At 62.0% G+C, this 15,243-nt stretch carries 10 protein-coding genes; 3 read left to right on the top strand and 7 right to left on the bottom strand.

Features of this window, described 5'->3' with window-relative positions; all coding sequences use genetic code 11:
* Positions 1-13 precede the first annotated feature (13 nt).
* Both pta and P7A97_RS03995 read left to right on the top strand, forming a co-directional pair.
* On the top strand, positions 14-2,113 hold the full coding sequence (gene pta / locus P7A97_RS04000) for a phosphate acetyltransferase (protein WP_277688648.1): 2,100 nt from the start codon (positions 14-16) through the stop codon (positions 2,111-2,113).
* Positions 2,114-2,555: 442 nt separating this feature from the next.
* Positions 2,556-3,458, top strand: coding sequence for an acyltransferase (locus tag P7A97_RS03995; RefSeq protein ID WP_277688647.1), 903 nt, complete (start codon positions 2,556-2,558; stop codon positions 3,456-3,458).
* 156 nt (positions 3,459-3,614) lie between these two features.
* Here P7A97_RS03995 and P7A97_RS03990 read toward each other — a convergent pair whose 3' ends face one another.
* From P7A97_RS03990 to P7A97_RS03980, 3 genes are all read right to left on the bottom strand, one after another.
* Positions 3,615-4,301, bottom strand: coding sequence for an OmpA family protein (locus P7A97_RS03990; RefSeq protein WP_277688646.1), 687 nt, complete (start codon positions 4,299-4,301; stop codon positions 3,615-3,617).
* 77 nt (positions 4,302-4,378) lie between these two features.
* Entirely contained in the window at positions 4,379-5,023 is a 645-nt protein-coding gene (locus P7A97_RS03985; RefSeq protein ID WP_277688645.1) for an MBL fold metallo-hydrolase, read from the bottom strand.
* A complete protein-coding gene (locus tag P7A97_RS03980) occupies positions 5,020-6,063 on the bottom strand; it encodes an AraC family transcriptional regulator (protein ID WP_277688644.1) in 1,044 nt (347 codons plus the stop codon). The genes P7A97_RS03985 and P7A97_RS03980 overlap by 4 nt, the downstream gene beginning before the upstream one ends.
* Positions 6,064-6,173: 110 nt before the next feature.
* Here P7A97_RS03980 and P7A97_RS03975 point away from each other — a divergent pair, with 110 nt between their 5' ends.
* Positions 6,174-7,001: a metal-dependent hydrolase gene (locus P7A97_RS03975; RefSeq protein WP_277688643.1), complete on the top strand. Its 828-nt coding sequence runs from the start codon at positions 6,174-6,176 to the stop codon at positions 6,999-7,001.
* Here P7A97_RS03975 and P7A97_RS03970 read toward each other — a convergent pair.
* The 4 genes from P7A97_RS03970 to P7A97_RS03955 all read right to left on the bottom strand — a co-directional run bounded on the left by P7A97_RS03970 (position 6,994) and on the right by P7A97_RS03955 (position 15,096).
* A complete protein-coding gene (locus tag P7A97_RS03970; protein ID WP_277688642.1) occupies positions 6,994-9,714 on the bottom strand; it encodes a LuxR C-terminal-related transcriptional regulator in 2,721 nt (906 codons plus the stop codon). The two genes, P7A97_RS03975 and P7A97_RS03970, sit on opposite strands and share 8 nt — an antisense overlap.
* 131 nt (positions 9,715-9,845) lie before the next feature.
* Positions 9,846-11,213, bottom strand: coding sequence for a DUF1329 domain-containing protein (locus P7A97_RS03965; protein ID WP_277688641.1), 1,368 nt, complete (start codon positions 11,211-11,213; stop codon positions 9,846-9,848).
* 31 nt (positions 11,214-11,244) lie between these two features.
* On the bottom strand, positions 11,245-13,194 hold the full coding sequence (locus tag P7A97_RS03960) for a DUF1302 domain-containing protein (RefSeq protein WP_277688640.1): 1,950 nt from the start codon (positions 13,192-13,194) through the stop codon (positions 11,245-11,247).
* Between the two features lie 219 nt (positions 13,195-13,413).
* Positions 13,414-15,096: a fatty acid--CoA ligase gene (locus P7A97_RS03955; protein WP_277688639.1), complete on the bottom strand. Its 1,683-nt coding sequence runs from the start codon at positions 15,094-15,096 to the stop codon at positions 13,414-13,416.
* Positions 15,097-15,243 lie beyond the last annotated feature (147 nt).

Genomic DNA, 15,243 nt, shown 5'->3' with positions numbered 1-15,243 from the left:
TCAAGGACAGCCCATGCATACCTTCTTCATCGCCCCCACCGGCTTCGGTGTCGGTCTCACCTCCATCAGCCTGGGCCTGGTTCGCGCCCTGCAACGCGCCGGGCTCAAGGTCGGCTTCTTCAAGCCGATCGCCCAGCCGCATCAGGGCGACGAGGGCCCGGAACGCTCCAGCGAACTGATCGCCCGCACTCACGGCCTGACCCCACCCAAGCCATTGCCGCTGGCCCAGGTCGAACGCATGCTCGGCGATGGCCAGCTGGACGAGCTGCTGGAAGAAATCATCAGCCTGCACCAGCAGGCTGCCGAGGGCATGGACGTATTGATCGTCGAAGGCATGGTGCCGACCCGCCACGCCAGCTACGCGGCGCGGGTCAACGTGCACCTGGCCAAGAGCCTGGATGCCGACGTGCTGCTGGTGTCCGCCCCGGAAGGCGAGGAAAGCGAAAACCTCACCGAGCTATCCGACCGTATCGAGATCCAGGCGCAGCTGTTCGGCGGTCCTCAAGACCCCAAGGTGGTCGGCGTGATCCTCAACAAGGTGCGCCACCCGCAAGGCATCGAAGCCTTCACCGAGCAGCTCGGCCAGCTGTCGCCGCTGCTGCGTGGTGACAGCTTCCGCCTGCTCGGCTGCATTCCCTGGCAGGACGAGCTGAACGCCCCGCGCACCCGCGACGTAGCCGACCTGCTCAACGCTCGGGTGATCAACGCCGGTGACTACGAGCAGCGTCGTGTACAGAAGATCGTGCTCTGCGCGCGCGCCGTGCCCAATACCGTCGCCCTGCTCAAGCCCGGCGTACTGGTGGTCACCCCGGGTGATCGCGACGACATCATCCTCGCCACCAGCCTGGCCGCGATGAACGGTGTGCCACTGGCTGGCCTGCTGCTGTGCAGCGATTTCCCGCCGGACCCGCGCATCCTCGAACTATGTCAGGGCGCCCTGCAGGGCGGCCTGCCGGTGCTCAGCGTCAGCACCGGCTCCTACGACACGGCGACCAACCTCAACCGGATGAACAAGGAAATCCCGGTGGACGACCGCGAGCGCGCGGAAAAAGTCACCGAGTTCGTCGCTGGGCATCTCGACTTGGACTGGCTCAAGCTGCGCTGCGGCGCCCCGCGTGAGTTGCGCCTGTCGCCGCCGGCGTTCCGCTACCAGCTGGTGCGCCGAGCCCTGGCGGCGAACAAGCGCATCGTCCTGCCGGAGGGCAGCGAGCCGCGCACCGTGCAGGCCGCGGCCATCTGCCAGGCGCGCGGCATCGCCCGCTGCGTGCTGCTGGCCAAACCGGAAGAGGTGCAGAGCGTCGCCAAGTCCCAGGGCATCGAACTGCCGGCCGGCCTGGAAATCCTCGACCCGGACCTGATCCGCGAGCGCTATGTCGAGCCCATGGTCGAGCTGCGCAAGGGCAAGGGCCTCAACGCCCCGATGGCCCTGGCCCAGCTGGAAGACACCGTAGTGCTGGGTACCATGATGCTGGCTTTGGATGAGGTCGACGGTCTGGTCTCCGGCGCCATCCACACCACCGCCAACACCATCCGCCCCGCCCTGCAGCTGATCAAGACCGCACCGGGCTACAACCTGGTGTCCTCGGTGTTTTTCATGCTCCTGCCCGAACAGGTGCTGGTGTATGGCGACTGCGCGGTGAACCCGGAACCCAATGCCGCCGAGCTGGCCGAGATTGCCCGGCAGAGCGCGGCCTCGGCGGAAGCCTTCGGCGTACCGGCGCGGGTGGCGATGATCAGCTATTCGACCGGCGACTCCGGCAGCGGCGCCGAAGTGGAGAAAGTCCGCGAGGCCACCCGCCTGGCCCGCGAAGCCAACCCGGCCATGCTGGTGGATGGCCCATTGCAATACGACGCCGCCGCCATCGCCAGCGTCGGCTTGCAGAAGGCGCCCAACAGTCCGGTGGCCGGCCGTGCCACGGTGTTCATCTTCCCCGACCTGAACACCGGCAACACCACCTACAAGGCCGTGCAGCGCAGCGCCGACTGCGTCAGCGTCGGCCCCATGCTGCAGGGCCTGCGCAAGCCGGTGAACGACCTGTCGCGCGGCGCGCTGGTGGACGACATCGTCTACACCATCGCCCTGACCGCGATTCAGGCCGCCGCCAAAGGCTGAGTCGGGTCTTATGTAGGAGGGGTCTTGGCCGCGACCCAGGCAGCACAGACAGTCGCGGCCAAGGCCCCTCCTACAGGTTGCGCCAGGCTTGAGTAGGAGCGGCTTTAGCCGCGATGAGCGCCGCTCAAAGGCATCGCGGCTAAAGCCGCTCCCACAAAGAGCCTTCCTCCTGCATGTGCTCGCTGCTGCGATCGGTGCAAGCCAGACCCAACTCGGGACAGTTGCCCCTGCAGATGCCTCGCCGCAGTGGCAACTAGGCTAGAATCCGCCGCGCTCGGCCAGGCATGGACGACGGAGCTGACCGCCGAGTCGGTCATGACACTTGCCGTTCAGTGTACAAGCGTTAACCTTTGCGCCGGAGCCGCTTGCCGCAGGGAGTGCTGCAGGTATCCCAAACCACGGGGCAGACCATAAGCCCCCAGACCTGGAGCTGTCCGAGCCCATGCTGCACTTTCTGCCTGCCCCGCTGCGCGGCATCATCAGCGCCCTGCTGCTGGCCCTCAACACGCTGGTCATGTGCTGGCCACTGTTCCTCACTGCCCTGCTCAAGCTGCTGCTGCCATTTCCCAGCGCCCAACGCGCGCTGCGCTTCGTCATGCACGGCATCGCCGAAGCCTGGATCGACATCAATAAGTTCTGGATGCGTCTGGCCCGCAAAACCCAGTGGGATGTCGAAGGCATTCAGGGTCTGGATATGCGCCACTCCTACCTGGTGACCAGCAACCACCAGAGCTGGGTCGACATCCTGGTGCTGCAGTACCTGCTCAACCGACGCATGCCGCTGCTCAAGTTCTTCCTCAAGCAGGAGCTGATCTGGGTGCCGGTGATCGGCCTGTGCTGGTGGGCGCTCGAATTCCCCTTCATGAAGCGCTACAGCAAGGACTACCTGGCCAAGCATCCGGAGAAGCGCGGCCAGGACCTGGCCACCACGCGCAAGGCTTGCGAGCGCTACAAGAGCAACCCGGTGTCAGTGTTCAACTTCCTCGAAGGCACGCGCCTGACGCCGCAGAAGCATGCGCAGCAGCAATCGCCCTTCCAGCATCTGCTCAAACCCAAGGCCGGCGGCATCGCCTTCGTCCTGGATGCCATGGGCGAGCAGCTGGACGCGCTGGTCAATGTCACTATCCACTACCCGGGCGGCAACCCCGGTTTCTGGGACCTGCTCTGCGGGCGCCTCGGTGAGGTCGTGGTGCGTTTCGAGAAGATGGCCATTCCCGCCGAATTCATCGGCAAGAACTACGACCAGGATGAAACCTACCGCCTGCAGTTTCAGCAGTGGGTCAACCAGTTGTGGCAGGCCAAGGATGCCCAGCTGGCTGAGCTGCACCGACAGTTCCCGGGCTGAACAACGGCACGACAGCCCCAAGCCGCATACGGGCTATTGTCACAGCGGCGGCGCGCCCTCTTGCCGGCACACCTGCTCGCAATCGCCACAAAAAGTGCGGAGAGCCCCAGAAACGCCAAAGGCCCCTTGCGGAGCCTTTGGTTTGGAGCCTCTAACTCAGTACTGCGCGCCGGGCAGTGGGCGCAGGGTGACTTCCACCCGACGGTTCTGTGCACGACCATCGGCCGTGGCGTTGCTGGCCACCGGCTGATCCGGGCCGGCGCCGCGGGTGCTCAGGCGCGAAGCATCGACGCCCTGAGCCGACAGATAGTTGGCCACGCTCTGCGCACGACGCTGCGAGAGGCTCATGTTGTAAGCATGGCTGCCGGTGCTGTCGGTGTGACCGACGATCTCGATACTGTTCTGGTTGTACTGGCGGAAGGACGCGGCCAGGTTGTTCAGCGGTGCATAGAAGCTGCTGGCGATGTCCGCGGAATCGGTGGCAAAGGTAATGTTGCCGGGCATGATCAGCTGGATGTTGTCGCCCTGGCGCTGCACTTCCACACCAGTGCCCTGCATGCTGCGGCGTAGCTCTTCTTCCTGCTTGTCGACGTAATAGCCGTAGCCGGCACCCGCGGCACCCGCGACTGCGGCGCCAATCAGCGCGCCCTTGCCCCGGTTGTCATGGTTGATCGCCGCGCCGGCCACGGCGCCCGCCAGCGCGCCCAGGCCGCCATATTTGGCAGTTTTGCTCATGCCACCGCTCTGGCCGCCGGCCTGGGCGTCATAAGGGTTCTGCGAGGCACAGCCTGTCACCAAGGCAACCAGTACTGCGGCAAGGGTCAGGCGTGAAGTGTTGAACATGTTATTGGCTCCTGAAGCAGAGTTGACGGCCGGCAATACCGGCTAGAACTTAGAACGGCGGGAGTGGGAAAGATTCCTCAGCCCCGAACAAAGGGATTCTCGCGCATCTCGTCGCCCAGTCGAGTGTCCGGGCCATGGCCTGTGACCACGGTAGCATCCTCGTCCAGGGTATACAGGCGCTTGATCGATCGCACGATGGTGGCCTGGTCGCCGCCCCACAGATCGGTGCGACCAATACCACGGCGAAACAGGGTATCGCCGGCGATCAGCAGCTTGGCCTCGGGGAACCAGAAGCTGGTGGAGCCCGGCGTGTGCCCCGGTGTGTGCAGCGCCACGCCGCAGCCACAGGCCAGTTCTTCATCATCGGCCAACCACTGGTCCGGCGCCGGCACTGGCGTGTAGGGCACGCCGAACATGCGGCACTGCATCTCCAGATTGTCCCAGAGGAACTGATCGTCCTTGTGCAGGTGCAGGGTGGCGCCGGTCTTCTCCTTCATCTGCCCCGACGCAAGGAAATGATCCAGGTGCGCATGGGTATGGATGATGCTCACCACCTTGAGGCCATGAGCCTCCAGACGCGCCATGATCAGCTCGGGATTGCCACCCGGGTCGACAACGATGGCCTTCTTGCTGACGGGGTCGCCAATGATGGTGCAGTTGCACTGCAAAGGGCCGACAGGGAATGTTTCGCGGATCAGGCTGGGCTGGGCAGTCTCGCTCATGGGGTGCTCCTCGTCGCTGGCACAGGGGCGGCACGATAATCGCTCGGCGCCCTGCCCGTCCATTTGCGGAACGCCCGGCGAAAGTTGGACGGGTCGCTGAAGCCCAACAAGTGGGCGATTTCGAACAGCGGCAGGTGGGTGGTGCTCAGGTACTGCAGCGCCAGGCTGCGCCGCACCTCGTCCAAGACGTGCTGATAGCTGGTACCGCTGGCCGCCAGATGCCGGCGCAAACTGCGCTCACTGGTGTGCAAGGCCCGCGCGGCAGCGGCCAGGTCGGGGAAATCTCCCGGGCGTGCCAGCAGCAGACGTCGTACCCGACTGAGCAGCCCCTCCTGCAAGTCCAGACTGGCCAGCAACGCCTCGCACTGCTGCTCGCACATTTGCATGGTGGCCGGATTGGCCAGCGCCATGGGGTGCGCCAGATAAGCCCGTGGCAGACGAAACCAGTGCCAGGGTTGATCGAAGCAGGCGGCGACGCCAAATGCCTGGCGGTAGCGCCCGGCATGCGCCGGCTCGGGAAAGGTAAAGCCGATCTCGATGCCCTGCGGCGGCTCGCCGAGGAGGAACTCGGCAATGCTGAACAGGCTGCCGAACAGGCCTTCTGCGGAAAAGCGGCTGAGCGCCCCCAGCGGAACCGACTCGCTGGCGCGCAGTTCCAGGCTGTCAGGCAGCTCCACCAGCTGCAGTTCGAAGGTCAGTCCAAGCACCCGGTAATAACGCAACGCGAAGTGGATGGCCTTGCCCAGATCGGCACTCGATAGCAGGGCATAGCCGAGAATGCCGTGGGCCGAAGCATTCAGACGCAGGCCAAGCAGCAACCCCAGTGCCGGCTCGTCACACAGCGCCAGCGCACTGCTGGCCAGCAGATGAAAGTCGGCTAGAGCCAGTCGCCCCGTGGGGTTCAGCAGGATTTCGGCTCGCAGTCCCGCGCGGGTCAACACCGCGGTGCGGCTTACACCGCACTCCTCGGCCAGTTGCAACAAAGCCTCTGCATAGGCCAGCGGTGCCAGTTCGGCGGTCAGGACGGAGGTTTTGCTCATGGCGGGGCTTGGCCGGATATGACCTGAAGATTGGCTGAAGATAACCTTGTCCGGAAATGACCGGCAAGACCATAGTCCCGACAAATCATAAAAATGAAACGGGAGGCCGCATGCCCAGCACGACCCCGCAGGACTTGCAGATCAAGCCTCGCCAGCCAGCGCTCGAGCTGCCCGCACCCTGGGCGCGCCACTGGCATGGCGACAACGCATTCAAGAGCCACTTTTTCGATGCCATGTCGCTGCTGTTTCCGGACGGCGAGCGTTTCTTCATCGACTCGGTACGGGCCTTCCGCGACCAGGTGAGTGACCCGCTGCAACAGGCGCAGATCCGCGGATTCATTGGTCAGGAGGCGCATCACAGCCGCGAGCACGAACACTACAGCGAGGCCCTGCGTGCCAGTGGCTACGACCTCGACTACCTGGAGAAGCGCCTGAAAAAGCGCCTGGCCTTCGTGCGCAAGCATCTGCCCGCCAAGGTGCATCTGGCGGCAACCGTGTCGGTCGAGCATCTGACCGCGATCATGGCCGATGCCATTTTGCAGAACCCGGACTGGCTGGCCGGCGCCGACCCGCAAATGGCGCGTCTTTGGCGCTGGCATGCCCTGGAGGAGAGCGAGCACAAGGCCGTGGCCTTCGACCTCTATCAGCAGGTCTGCGGCAACGTCTGGCTACGGCGCCGGGCCATGTTGCAGAGCACGTTCTTCTTCAGCCTGGATACCTTCAAGGGCCTGGTGCACATGCTGCGCCGCGACGGACTCTTGTGGAACTGGCGCGTATGGCGCGACGGCCTGGCCTGGTTGTGGGGCAGTCGCGGCATCCTGCGTCCGTTGGTGCGGGTGTACTGCGATTACTACCGCGCCGACTTTCACCCCTGGCAACACGACAACCTGCAACTGATCCACGCCACCCGGCGCGAGTTCGACCCCGAACTCAGTTGAGCAGCCCCAGGCTCTTGGCCCGCGCGACGGCCTGGGTGCGCCGCTCCACACCCAGCTTGCCGTTGATGTGGCGGGCGTGAGTCTTGACCGTGTGCAGGGAGATGAACAGCTTGTCGCTGATTTCCTGGTTGGAACAACCCTGAGCGATCAGACGCAGCACGGCCAGCTCGCGACTGCTCAACGCCTCGGCGAGAACGGAAGCGTCATGCACGGGCTCGTCCGGGCCTTGCGGCAGATGTTGGCGCAGCGCTTCGGTAAGCGGCGTACGGGGTGCACTCAGCAACTGTTCATGCAACCAGGCTGGCTGATGCATCAGCAACTCATGGAAAGGCAGCAGAGCACCACCGGAGCTGATCTCGAAAGCGCCATGCAACTGCAACTGAGCCTCACGCTCGCGCCCCGCAGCATGCAGCAACAAGCTCAATTGCACCTGAGCGAAGCTACTCAACAGCTGCGCCCCCCGCCCCTGAGCGCGCAGGATCAGAGCCCGCAGACGCCGCTCGGCCGCCTCGCCCTCGCCCTTGCGTCGCTCCAAGGCCGCCTGCTGCAACTCGATATGCAAAGAAAGCTGCGGGTGAAACTCCGGCGCCGTGGCCGCCTGCTCGCCAGAATAGGTATCTGCCAGACGAAGCAGCCAGGCACCTGCCAGGTCAATCTGCCCCTGACTGAGCCACAGCTCACACTTGGTCAGGGTGATCATCGACAGGTAATACACCGGTGGCACATCCCAGATATGCATCAGCCGCTCAGCTTCGGCCAGAAAGGCAAAAGCCTCGTTCAGATGCCCCGCACGTCCCTCCTGGCTGGCCAGCAGGCAATAGCCGACCAGCAGACTGATGTCGCGACAGTTGCGCGCCTCGGCAATGCCTTCGAGTAGGCGTTGGCGCGCGTCCTGCGGACGCATCCGCAGCGCCAGCAGGAAGCCCTCGTACAACGCCAGTCGCGCGCGTACCGCGTACATCCGCTGGAGCGGCAGCCCGCGCAAGCGTTCCAGTCCAGCCTGCACTTCTTCCTGGCCGCGCAGTATTTCCCCACGCACCAGCAGTACCCGGGCTCTGTCGTAGTGGCAGAAGGCTTCAAACAATGGATTGGCTTGGCGCTGGGCCAGCTCCAGAGCTTCACGGTTGAGACCCCGGGCACGCCACAGGTCGCCATGCACCATGGCCAGATTGGCCAGTGTGGACAGGCACAGCAGGCGAGAGCCGTAATGCTCCGCAGGCATTGCCGCCAATGCCTCGCCACAATAGGCCTCGGCACGCTGACTATCACCGCGTCCACGGGCGATGACGCCACTGACCGATAGCCACTGAGCCAGCAAGGACTGTTGCTCGGCCTGGCTGGGAGCAGGCAGGAAACGCACCAGCTGGCTGGCCAACTCTTCTGCCGCATCCAGCTGACAGGCCAGGGCCAACGCCCAGCTGTAAAGCAGGATCAGCCGCGGCGTGCTGCTCAGCAGGCTGTCGGGCAAGTCCATTTTCCAGCGCAGCAGCAAGGCTACGTTCTGCTCGGCCAGCAGATGCTCTTCAGAAAAATTCTGTACCAGACTGGCAGCCACATCGGGCTGCCCGGCGCGCAGGGCCTGCTCCACCGCCTCATCGAGTATGCCTTGCTCGCTGTACCAGCGGCAGGCGCGCAAATGCAGACGTGCCGTAGGTTGCGATTGGTGCTGTTGCGGATTGGCACGCAACAGGTCGGAGAACAGGTGGTGGTAACGGAACCAGCGCCCCTGCTCGTCAAGCGGCACCAGAAAGACCTGATGCGCCTGCAGGTGCTGGAGCATGGCCGCACTGTCATGACTGTCGCGCAGGGCATCACACAGCTCGGCACAGAAGCGCTCCAGGCAAGCCGTGTCGTAGAGAAAGGCCTGCAGTTCGGCCGACTGACGCTCGATCACCTCTTCCAGTAGATATTCGCGAATCATGCCCCGCGCGCCATGCAGGCTTTCTTCGCCTTCGCTCGCGGTCAGCAACCACAGGCGCAGCCCAGCTATCCACCCCTCGCTACGCTCGAGCAGGTTATCCAGGGTAGCCTGGGGCATATCTGCCCCCTGTGCACCCAGTAGTTCTCGCGTTTCTTCGGCACTAAGACGCAGATCCTGCTCCTGCAGCTCCAGCAGCTGACGCGACAGGCGCAAGCGCGCCAGATGCCAGTCTGGACGCTGGCGACTGGTCACCAGCACCAGCATGCTCGCAGGCAGGTGATTGAGGAAAAACTGCAGGCAGCGATCCAGCACCGCGCCCTGAGCCAGGTGATAGTCATCCAGCACGACCAGCAAAGGGCGCTCGGGATCGAGACGATCATTGAGTTCATCAAGCATGCTGCCCAGCCACTCTTCGAAGGCGAATGGCTGATGACGCTGGCGCAGCTTGAGCATGCCCATGGCTTCCTCGCCGATGCCCGGGAAGTGCTCGCGCAAGCCTTCGAGCAGGCGTTCGAGGAAACGTCCAGGATCACTGTCGCGCCGACTGAGCCCCAGCCAGAGACTGTGCCAGTTGTCAGGCAGCCGCTCACAGAACTCCACCGCCAGCGAGCTCTTGCCGAAGCCTGCCGGCGCGCTGATCAGCAGCAGGCGCCCACCCATGCCATCCTCCAGGCGCTCGCACAAGCGCGGCCTGCGGACATGCCCGGCCGGCAATGGCGGACGATAGAAGCGGACATCGCCAGCAGTGTCTGGGGAGGCGTGAGTCAGGGAGGAACGGGAGAGATCGGTCACAAGCAGGATGAGTCTTCGGCTGGCGCGAAATGACCGCAGCCTATCCCCTCATGGCCATGAAAAGAAGCCCATAGCGACAGGCAAACACAAAAAAGCCGGCACTAGGCCGGCTTCTTCGTGCAACGCGCAGCTTAGCGAACGCCCGCCTGACGCAGAGCAGCAGGGGTGTAGTCGCTGGTCGCAGCCTTGTAGTTGAAGTCGTAGGATTGTTTCTCCTCGTTCTTCATACCCAGGGCCAGGTAGCGGCCGGAGATGATGTCGTGCAGGGTTTCCACGGTGTACCACGGCACTTGCTTGTCGTAGTAGTACTGGGAATGAGCCTCGGCGACACGCCACAGGGCACCGCGACCGTCGTAGTGGTCGATCACCGCGGCCTGCCAGGTGTCCTCGTCGATGAACACATCACGCTTGGCGTAGATGTGGCGCTCGCCGGCCTTCAGGGTACCGGTGACATGCCAAACGCGGTGCAGCTCGTAGCGCGTGTGCTCCGGGTTCAGGTGGCCGGCCTTGATGATGTCGGCGTACTTGAGGTTCGGCGAGTCCAGCTTGTAGGAGTTGTACGGAATGTAGATCTCCTTCTTGCCGTTCAGCTTCCAGTCGTAACGGTCAGGCGCACCGTTGTACATGTCGAAGTTGTCGGAAGTACGCAGGCCGTCGGCAGCGGTACCCGGACCATCATAGGACACCTGCGGGGCGCGACGCACACGACGCTGACCGGCGTTGTACAGCCAGGCCAGACGCGGCTCCTTCACCTGGTTCAGGGTCTCGTGAACCAGCAGTACGTTACCGGCCAGACGCGCCGGAGCGGTCACACGCTGCTTGAAGTAGAACAGGATGTTGGTCGGCTTGCTCGGATCGTAGTCGGTCAGGCTGGTCGGGAAAGTGAACTCGTCCTGAAAGTACACCAGGCTGTAGGAACCGTTGGCTTGCGGAGTCGCCTGGGTCACCAGGCGACGCACGCTACCGCCGCGGTAGCGGGTGATCTGGTTCCAGATCGCTTCCAGACCGTTCTGCGGGATCGGGAAGGGGTATGCGGTCTTGAAGTTCTCCAGACCGTTACCGCCTTCGACCAGCTTGGTGTTGGTGGCGTTGATCTTCACATCATCCAGCACGCTCTGCGGAGCAGTGGCGCTGCGGTGAGTGGTGTACACCGGGATCTTGAAGCTATCCGGGTAGCGCTTGAACATGGCCTGCTGACCAGGGGTCAGCTTGTCCTTGTACTGGTCGACGTTCTGCGCGGTGATGGTGAACAGCGGCTGCTCGTTCGGGAACGGGTTGGACAGGAAGCCACGAGCGTCGGCGGTGCCGGCGTTCTGCGGCAGGCCGCCGGTCCACTCGGGAATGGTGCCATCCGCATTACCGGCCTTCTCAGCGCCCAGCGGAGTCAGGGTGGTGCCCAGCTTGGCTGCTTCCTCGGCGGAAACGGCAGCCATGACACTGGTGGCTAGCATGGACAGCGCCAGCACGCCCGATTGCAACAATGCTTTTTTAGCTTTCATCTGCATAGTCATCCTTATTCTTGTTCTGCGCTTAGAAGCTCACGCCAACGCTGAAAGCGAGGAAGTCACGATCGATGGAGGTGTTGTAATCACCGCCAAAGAAATCGGTGTAGGCCAGGCTTGCGGTGTAGGTGTTCTGGTACTCAGCATCCAGACCCAGGCTGACAGCCTTGGCACCTTCGTTGAACAGGCCGTTCGGGCCATAGCCATCGACGTCATGCGACCAAGCAATGCTCGGTTTGAGGTTGACACCGGCAAATACGTCCGGGTAATCCCAGATAGCGCGAGTGCGGTAGCCCCAAGAGGTAGAAGTAGCAAAACCATCATCTTCACAGTACTTGCTCACATTCTCCGCAGTCGTGCTGCCGAGAGTGCCAGCATTGAGCGTCGCACACTGATTGTTGGGGAGCGGACCTGGGCCGTAGATCGGATCACGGCCGTAACGTGCCTCGGAGGTATGCTCCAAACCACCGATGTGAACCACACCAACTTCGCCAACTAGTGTCAGACGTGAAGCCCCCATAACCTGATCAAAGAAGTGTGTAAACGTGGTCTGGAATTGAGTAAGTTCCTTACGGCGATAACCATGCTGATCCGTGCCCGGAGTGCCCTGCAGTACCGATACGCTCGGGTTGAGCGGAGTAAGCCCCGAATACAAAATATCGGTTGTATTGAGCTGTACCGGCGCATTGGGGCGATAACTCACCTCACCGCTCCAGGCGGTGCCTGTAGGCAGCGTAGTGGAGAAACTCAGGCCGTAAAGACGAATATCTTCCGGGTACTCAATGAAGTAGTTGCTGTTGCCGGCAACAGTGGCACTGGCGACGCCAGTAGCGGCCGTTCGAGCTGCAGTCTGCACCGCTGCCAGACACTGCGCCCGAGCCGCTCCCGATAGCGCTGCGCATTGCTGCCCGAGCTGCGCACCAAGATTACTGGCCACCGCGCTACCCGCCGCGCTTGCGGCAGCATATGCACCGGCCGGCGCACCTTGCGCGCTGAAGATCGGCGAGCGGCTGTGGTAGTTCATGAAGTAGGCGCCAAACTCAGTATCGAGCGGCTCGAAGAAATAGCGAAACGCAGTGCCCCATTGGCCACTGTCACGCGCATCGCGGTCAGCACCACGAGGAACGATCACGCCCTCTGGGGTCGTTTGATAACCATACCCTCTTGCCGCTGCGGCACCAGAGAACGCACCCAGCGCAGGGGAGAGAACCGCCAGGTTGTCAGAGCAACCATCCGCAACAACATCCGGTTGCGCAAAGAAAGTACCGCAGTTGTCGGCAACGGTTTGATCCCACTCAATCTGGTAAAACGCCTCAGCCGACAGATTGTCAGTCAGACTCTGCGATACATAGAACATATTGACCGGAATCAGACCTTCCTTGATCTCGGCACCTGGGCGACGGAATGCGGCAGCATCAACCGGGTTAATCGAGTTGATCGAGTTCTGGATGAAAGTGCTTTCGCCCCAGCTCACAACCTGTTTACCCAAGCGCACCGATCCCGGCTGATCGCCAATGGAATAGTTGTGGTAAACGAAGGCATCGAGGAACTCCGCACCAGAAGCCTGCGCAGCCTCCTTGCGGTTGTGGTCGTCGATATCTTTGAATAGACGGCTCTCGTCCTTCAGCTCGAAGTCATACCAGTACTTGCCACGTACGAAGACACCGGTGTCGCCGTACTTGAGTTCCAGATCGTGGATACCCTTGAAGATCTTTGAGAAAGTCTCACCTTTCTTGAAGTTCAGGTGAGAATCGTCGGAGGTTTGCGACAGACCATCACCACCGTTGTTCTTACCAATAAGATCCGGGTCGGCACCACGCATCGACCAACTGGCGCCTACGGAAAGGGAGGAATCGAACTGGCCTTCAATTTCGCCGATATCGAATGAAACAGCGAAGGCCGGGGCAGCGATGGTGGAGGCAAGGCTGACTGCCAGGGGCAGTTTGGCCAGTTGCCAGAATGGGTTGGTTTTTGTCATCGACGCTACTCCATGTGTTTTTTGTTATGGATGCGGCGGACTATAGTCACCCCCCTTTAGAGCTAGATCCCCCTAAAGTGTGATTTCAAGCCAGCAGCCTCTCTAGACCGGCCAGTCACGCAATCAAGAGACCGGCCAAGCACACCTGGAATAGCAATTAACAAGCCAAACATTTAAACGGATTTGCGGGTATTAACCGCAAATCCGGGCCCATTCAGCCTAAAGAGTGGAAAGAAATGCGCTGCCGGAGGCCTGCCACTGGGCGATATCCAGGCGGATTCGCTTCTTGTCCAGTTTCCCCACACTGGTCTTGGGAATTTCAGTAACAATCGCAATCTGACTGGGAATAGCCCACTTGTTGATATTGCCCTGCTCGACAAAGGGCTTGAGGTGCTCCTTCAAGCCTTTGGCATCCAGTTCCTGACCATCACGCAGCACCAAGAGAGCGAAGGGACGCTCGCCCCACTGCGGATCGGGAATACCCACCACCGCTACCTCGCGCACGGCCGCATGGCGACTGATCAGATCCTCCAACTCCAACGAGGACAACCATTCGCCGCCGGTCTTGATCACATCCTTGATACGGTCGCGGATATCGATGAAGCCGAAATCATCCAGGGTGGCAACGTCACCGGTGTGCAGCCAGCCGTGCTCCCACAGCTCGGCACTTTTCTGCGGCTCGTTGAAGTAGCCCATGGTCAGCCAGGGCGCGCGCAGCACCAGTTCACCTTGGGTTTCACCGTCGGCCGGCAGCAACTGGCCGTCCGCTCCCATCAGCGCAGCTTCCACCAGAGGCACCGGCACGCCAGCCTTGATGCGGTAAGTGGTGCGCTCATCCTCGGTTCCAGCCATCAGTTCATCGTTGATATGCGCACAGGAAATCAGCGGGCAGGTCTCGGACATTCCGTAAGCAGCGGTCAGCTGGATGCCGCGGGCCTTGGACGCCTCATATAGGGCACGATTGAGCGCACTGCCACCAATGATCACTTTCAGCCCGCCGAAGTCGTAACCCTGGGCCGTCGGCGCATTGAGCATCATCTGCAGGATGGTCGGCACGCAGTGGGAGAAGGTGACCTTTTCCTCACGGATCAGCCGGCACAGCATGTCCGGCTCGTAACGCCCCGGATAGACCTGCTTGATGCCGAGCATGGTGGCCACATAAGGAATACCCCAGGCATGCACGTGGAACATCGGTGTGATCGGCATGTAGACATCGGCGGTACCCAGCAGACGTACGCTGTCCAGGCTGCCCAGCACACTGGCTTCGGCCAGGGTGTGCAGCACCAGTTGCCGGTGGGTGAAGTACACGCCCTTGGGGTTGCCGGTGGTGCCGGTGGTGTAGAAGGTGGTGGCCACCGAGTTTTCGTCGAAATCGGCGAAGTCATACTGGGTACTGGCGGCGGCCAGCAGGCTCTCGTACTCGCCTACCAGATTAGCCAGATCCGCTGTTTTACTGGCCTCATCGGTCAGCAGCAGGGTCTTCTCCACCGTGGTCAGCTGACTTTCGATGCTCTTGTACAGGCCCACGAACTCGCTGTTGACCAGGACGAATTTGTCCTCGGCGTGATTCATGGTGTAGAGGATCTGGTCGGCGGACAGGCGAATGTTGATGGTGTGCAGTACCGCCCCGATCATCGGAATGGCGAACATGCATTCCAGATAACGATGGCTGTCCCAGTCCATCACAGCCACGGTGTCACCAGCCTTGACCCCGGCATCCGTCAACACATTGGCCAGGCGGGCCACTCGCTCATTGAAGGTCGCGTAGCTATAGCGCAGCTTGTCGCGGTAGACGATCTCCCGGGTCTTCTCATAGCGGCTGCCGGACAGCAAAAGACGCTTGATCAGCAGGGGGGCCTGGTTGGCGTTTTCAGTTGGCGGAATGACACGGGTCTGCAGCATGGCGATCACCTGATTGTTTGAAGTTGTTGTTGAGCGACAATCTAGAACCGTGCCGGCATGGCTTAATCAACCCAAAGAATGATTTTCCAGGTGACCCTTTGGCCACTTTCGGTCACACAGTAGAATCGTTGCGTTACGCCGCTCCGG

This window comes from Pseudomonas sp. GOM6, from assembly GCF_029537485.1.
Classification (GTDB): domain Bacteria; phylum Pseudomonadota; class Gammaproteobacteria; order Pseudomonadales; family Pseudomonadaceae; genus Aquipseudomonas.
This window is presented reverse-complemented; position numbering and strand designations above follow the sequence as displayed.

Excerpts from the sequence above, each read along its gene's own strand:
- P7A97_RS03955 (WP_277688639.1), bottom strand. The coding sequence starts at position 15,096 with ATGCTGCAGACCCGTGTCATTCCGCCAACTGAAAACGCCAACCAGGCC.
- P7A97_RS03985 (WP_277688645.1), bottom strand. The coding sequence starts at position 5,023 with ATGAGCGAGACTGCCCAGCCCAGCCTGATCCGCGAAACATTCCCTGTC.
- P7A97_RS03960 (WP_277688640.1), bottom strand. The coding sequence starts at position 13,194 with ATGACAAAAACCAACCCATTCTGGCAACTGGCCAAACTGCCCCTGGCA.
- P7A97_RS03995 (WP_277688647.1), top strand. The coding sequence starts at position 2,556 with ATGCTGCACTTTCTGCCTGCCCCGCTGCGCGGCATCATCAGCGCCCTG.
- P7A97_RS03990 (WP_277688646.1), bottom strand. The coding sequence starts at position 4,301 with ATGTTCAACACTTCACGCCTGACCCTTGCCGCAGTACTGGTTGCCTTG.
- pta (WP_277688648.1), top strand. The coding sequence starts at position 14 with ATGCATACCTTCTTCATCGCCCCCACCGGCTTCGGTGTCGGTCTCACC.
- P7A97_RS03975 (WP_277688643.1), top strand. The coding sequence starts at position 6,174 with ATGCCCAGCACGACCCCGCAGGACTTGCAGATCAAGCCTCGCCAGCCA.
- P7A97_RS03965 (WP_277688641.1), bottom strand. The coding sequence starts at position 11,213 with ATGAAAGCTAAAAAAGCATTGTTGCAATCGGGCGTGCTGGCGCTGTCC.
- P7A97_RS03980 (WP_277688644.1), bottom strand. The coding sequence starts at position 6,063 with ATGAGCAAAACCTCCGTCCTGACCGCCGAACTGGCACCGCTGGCCTAT.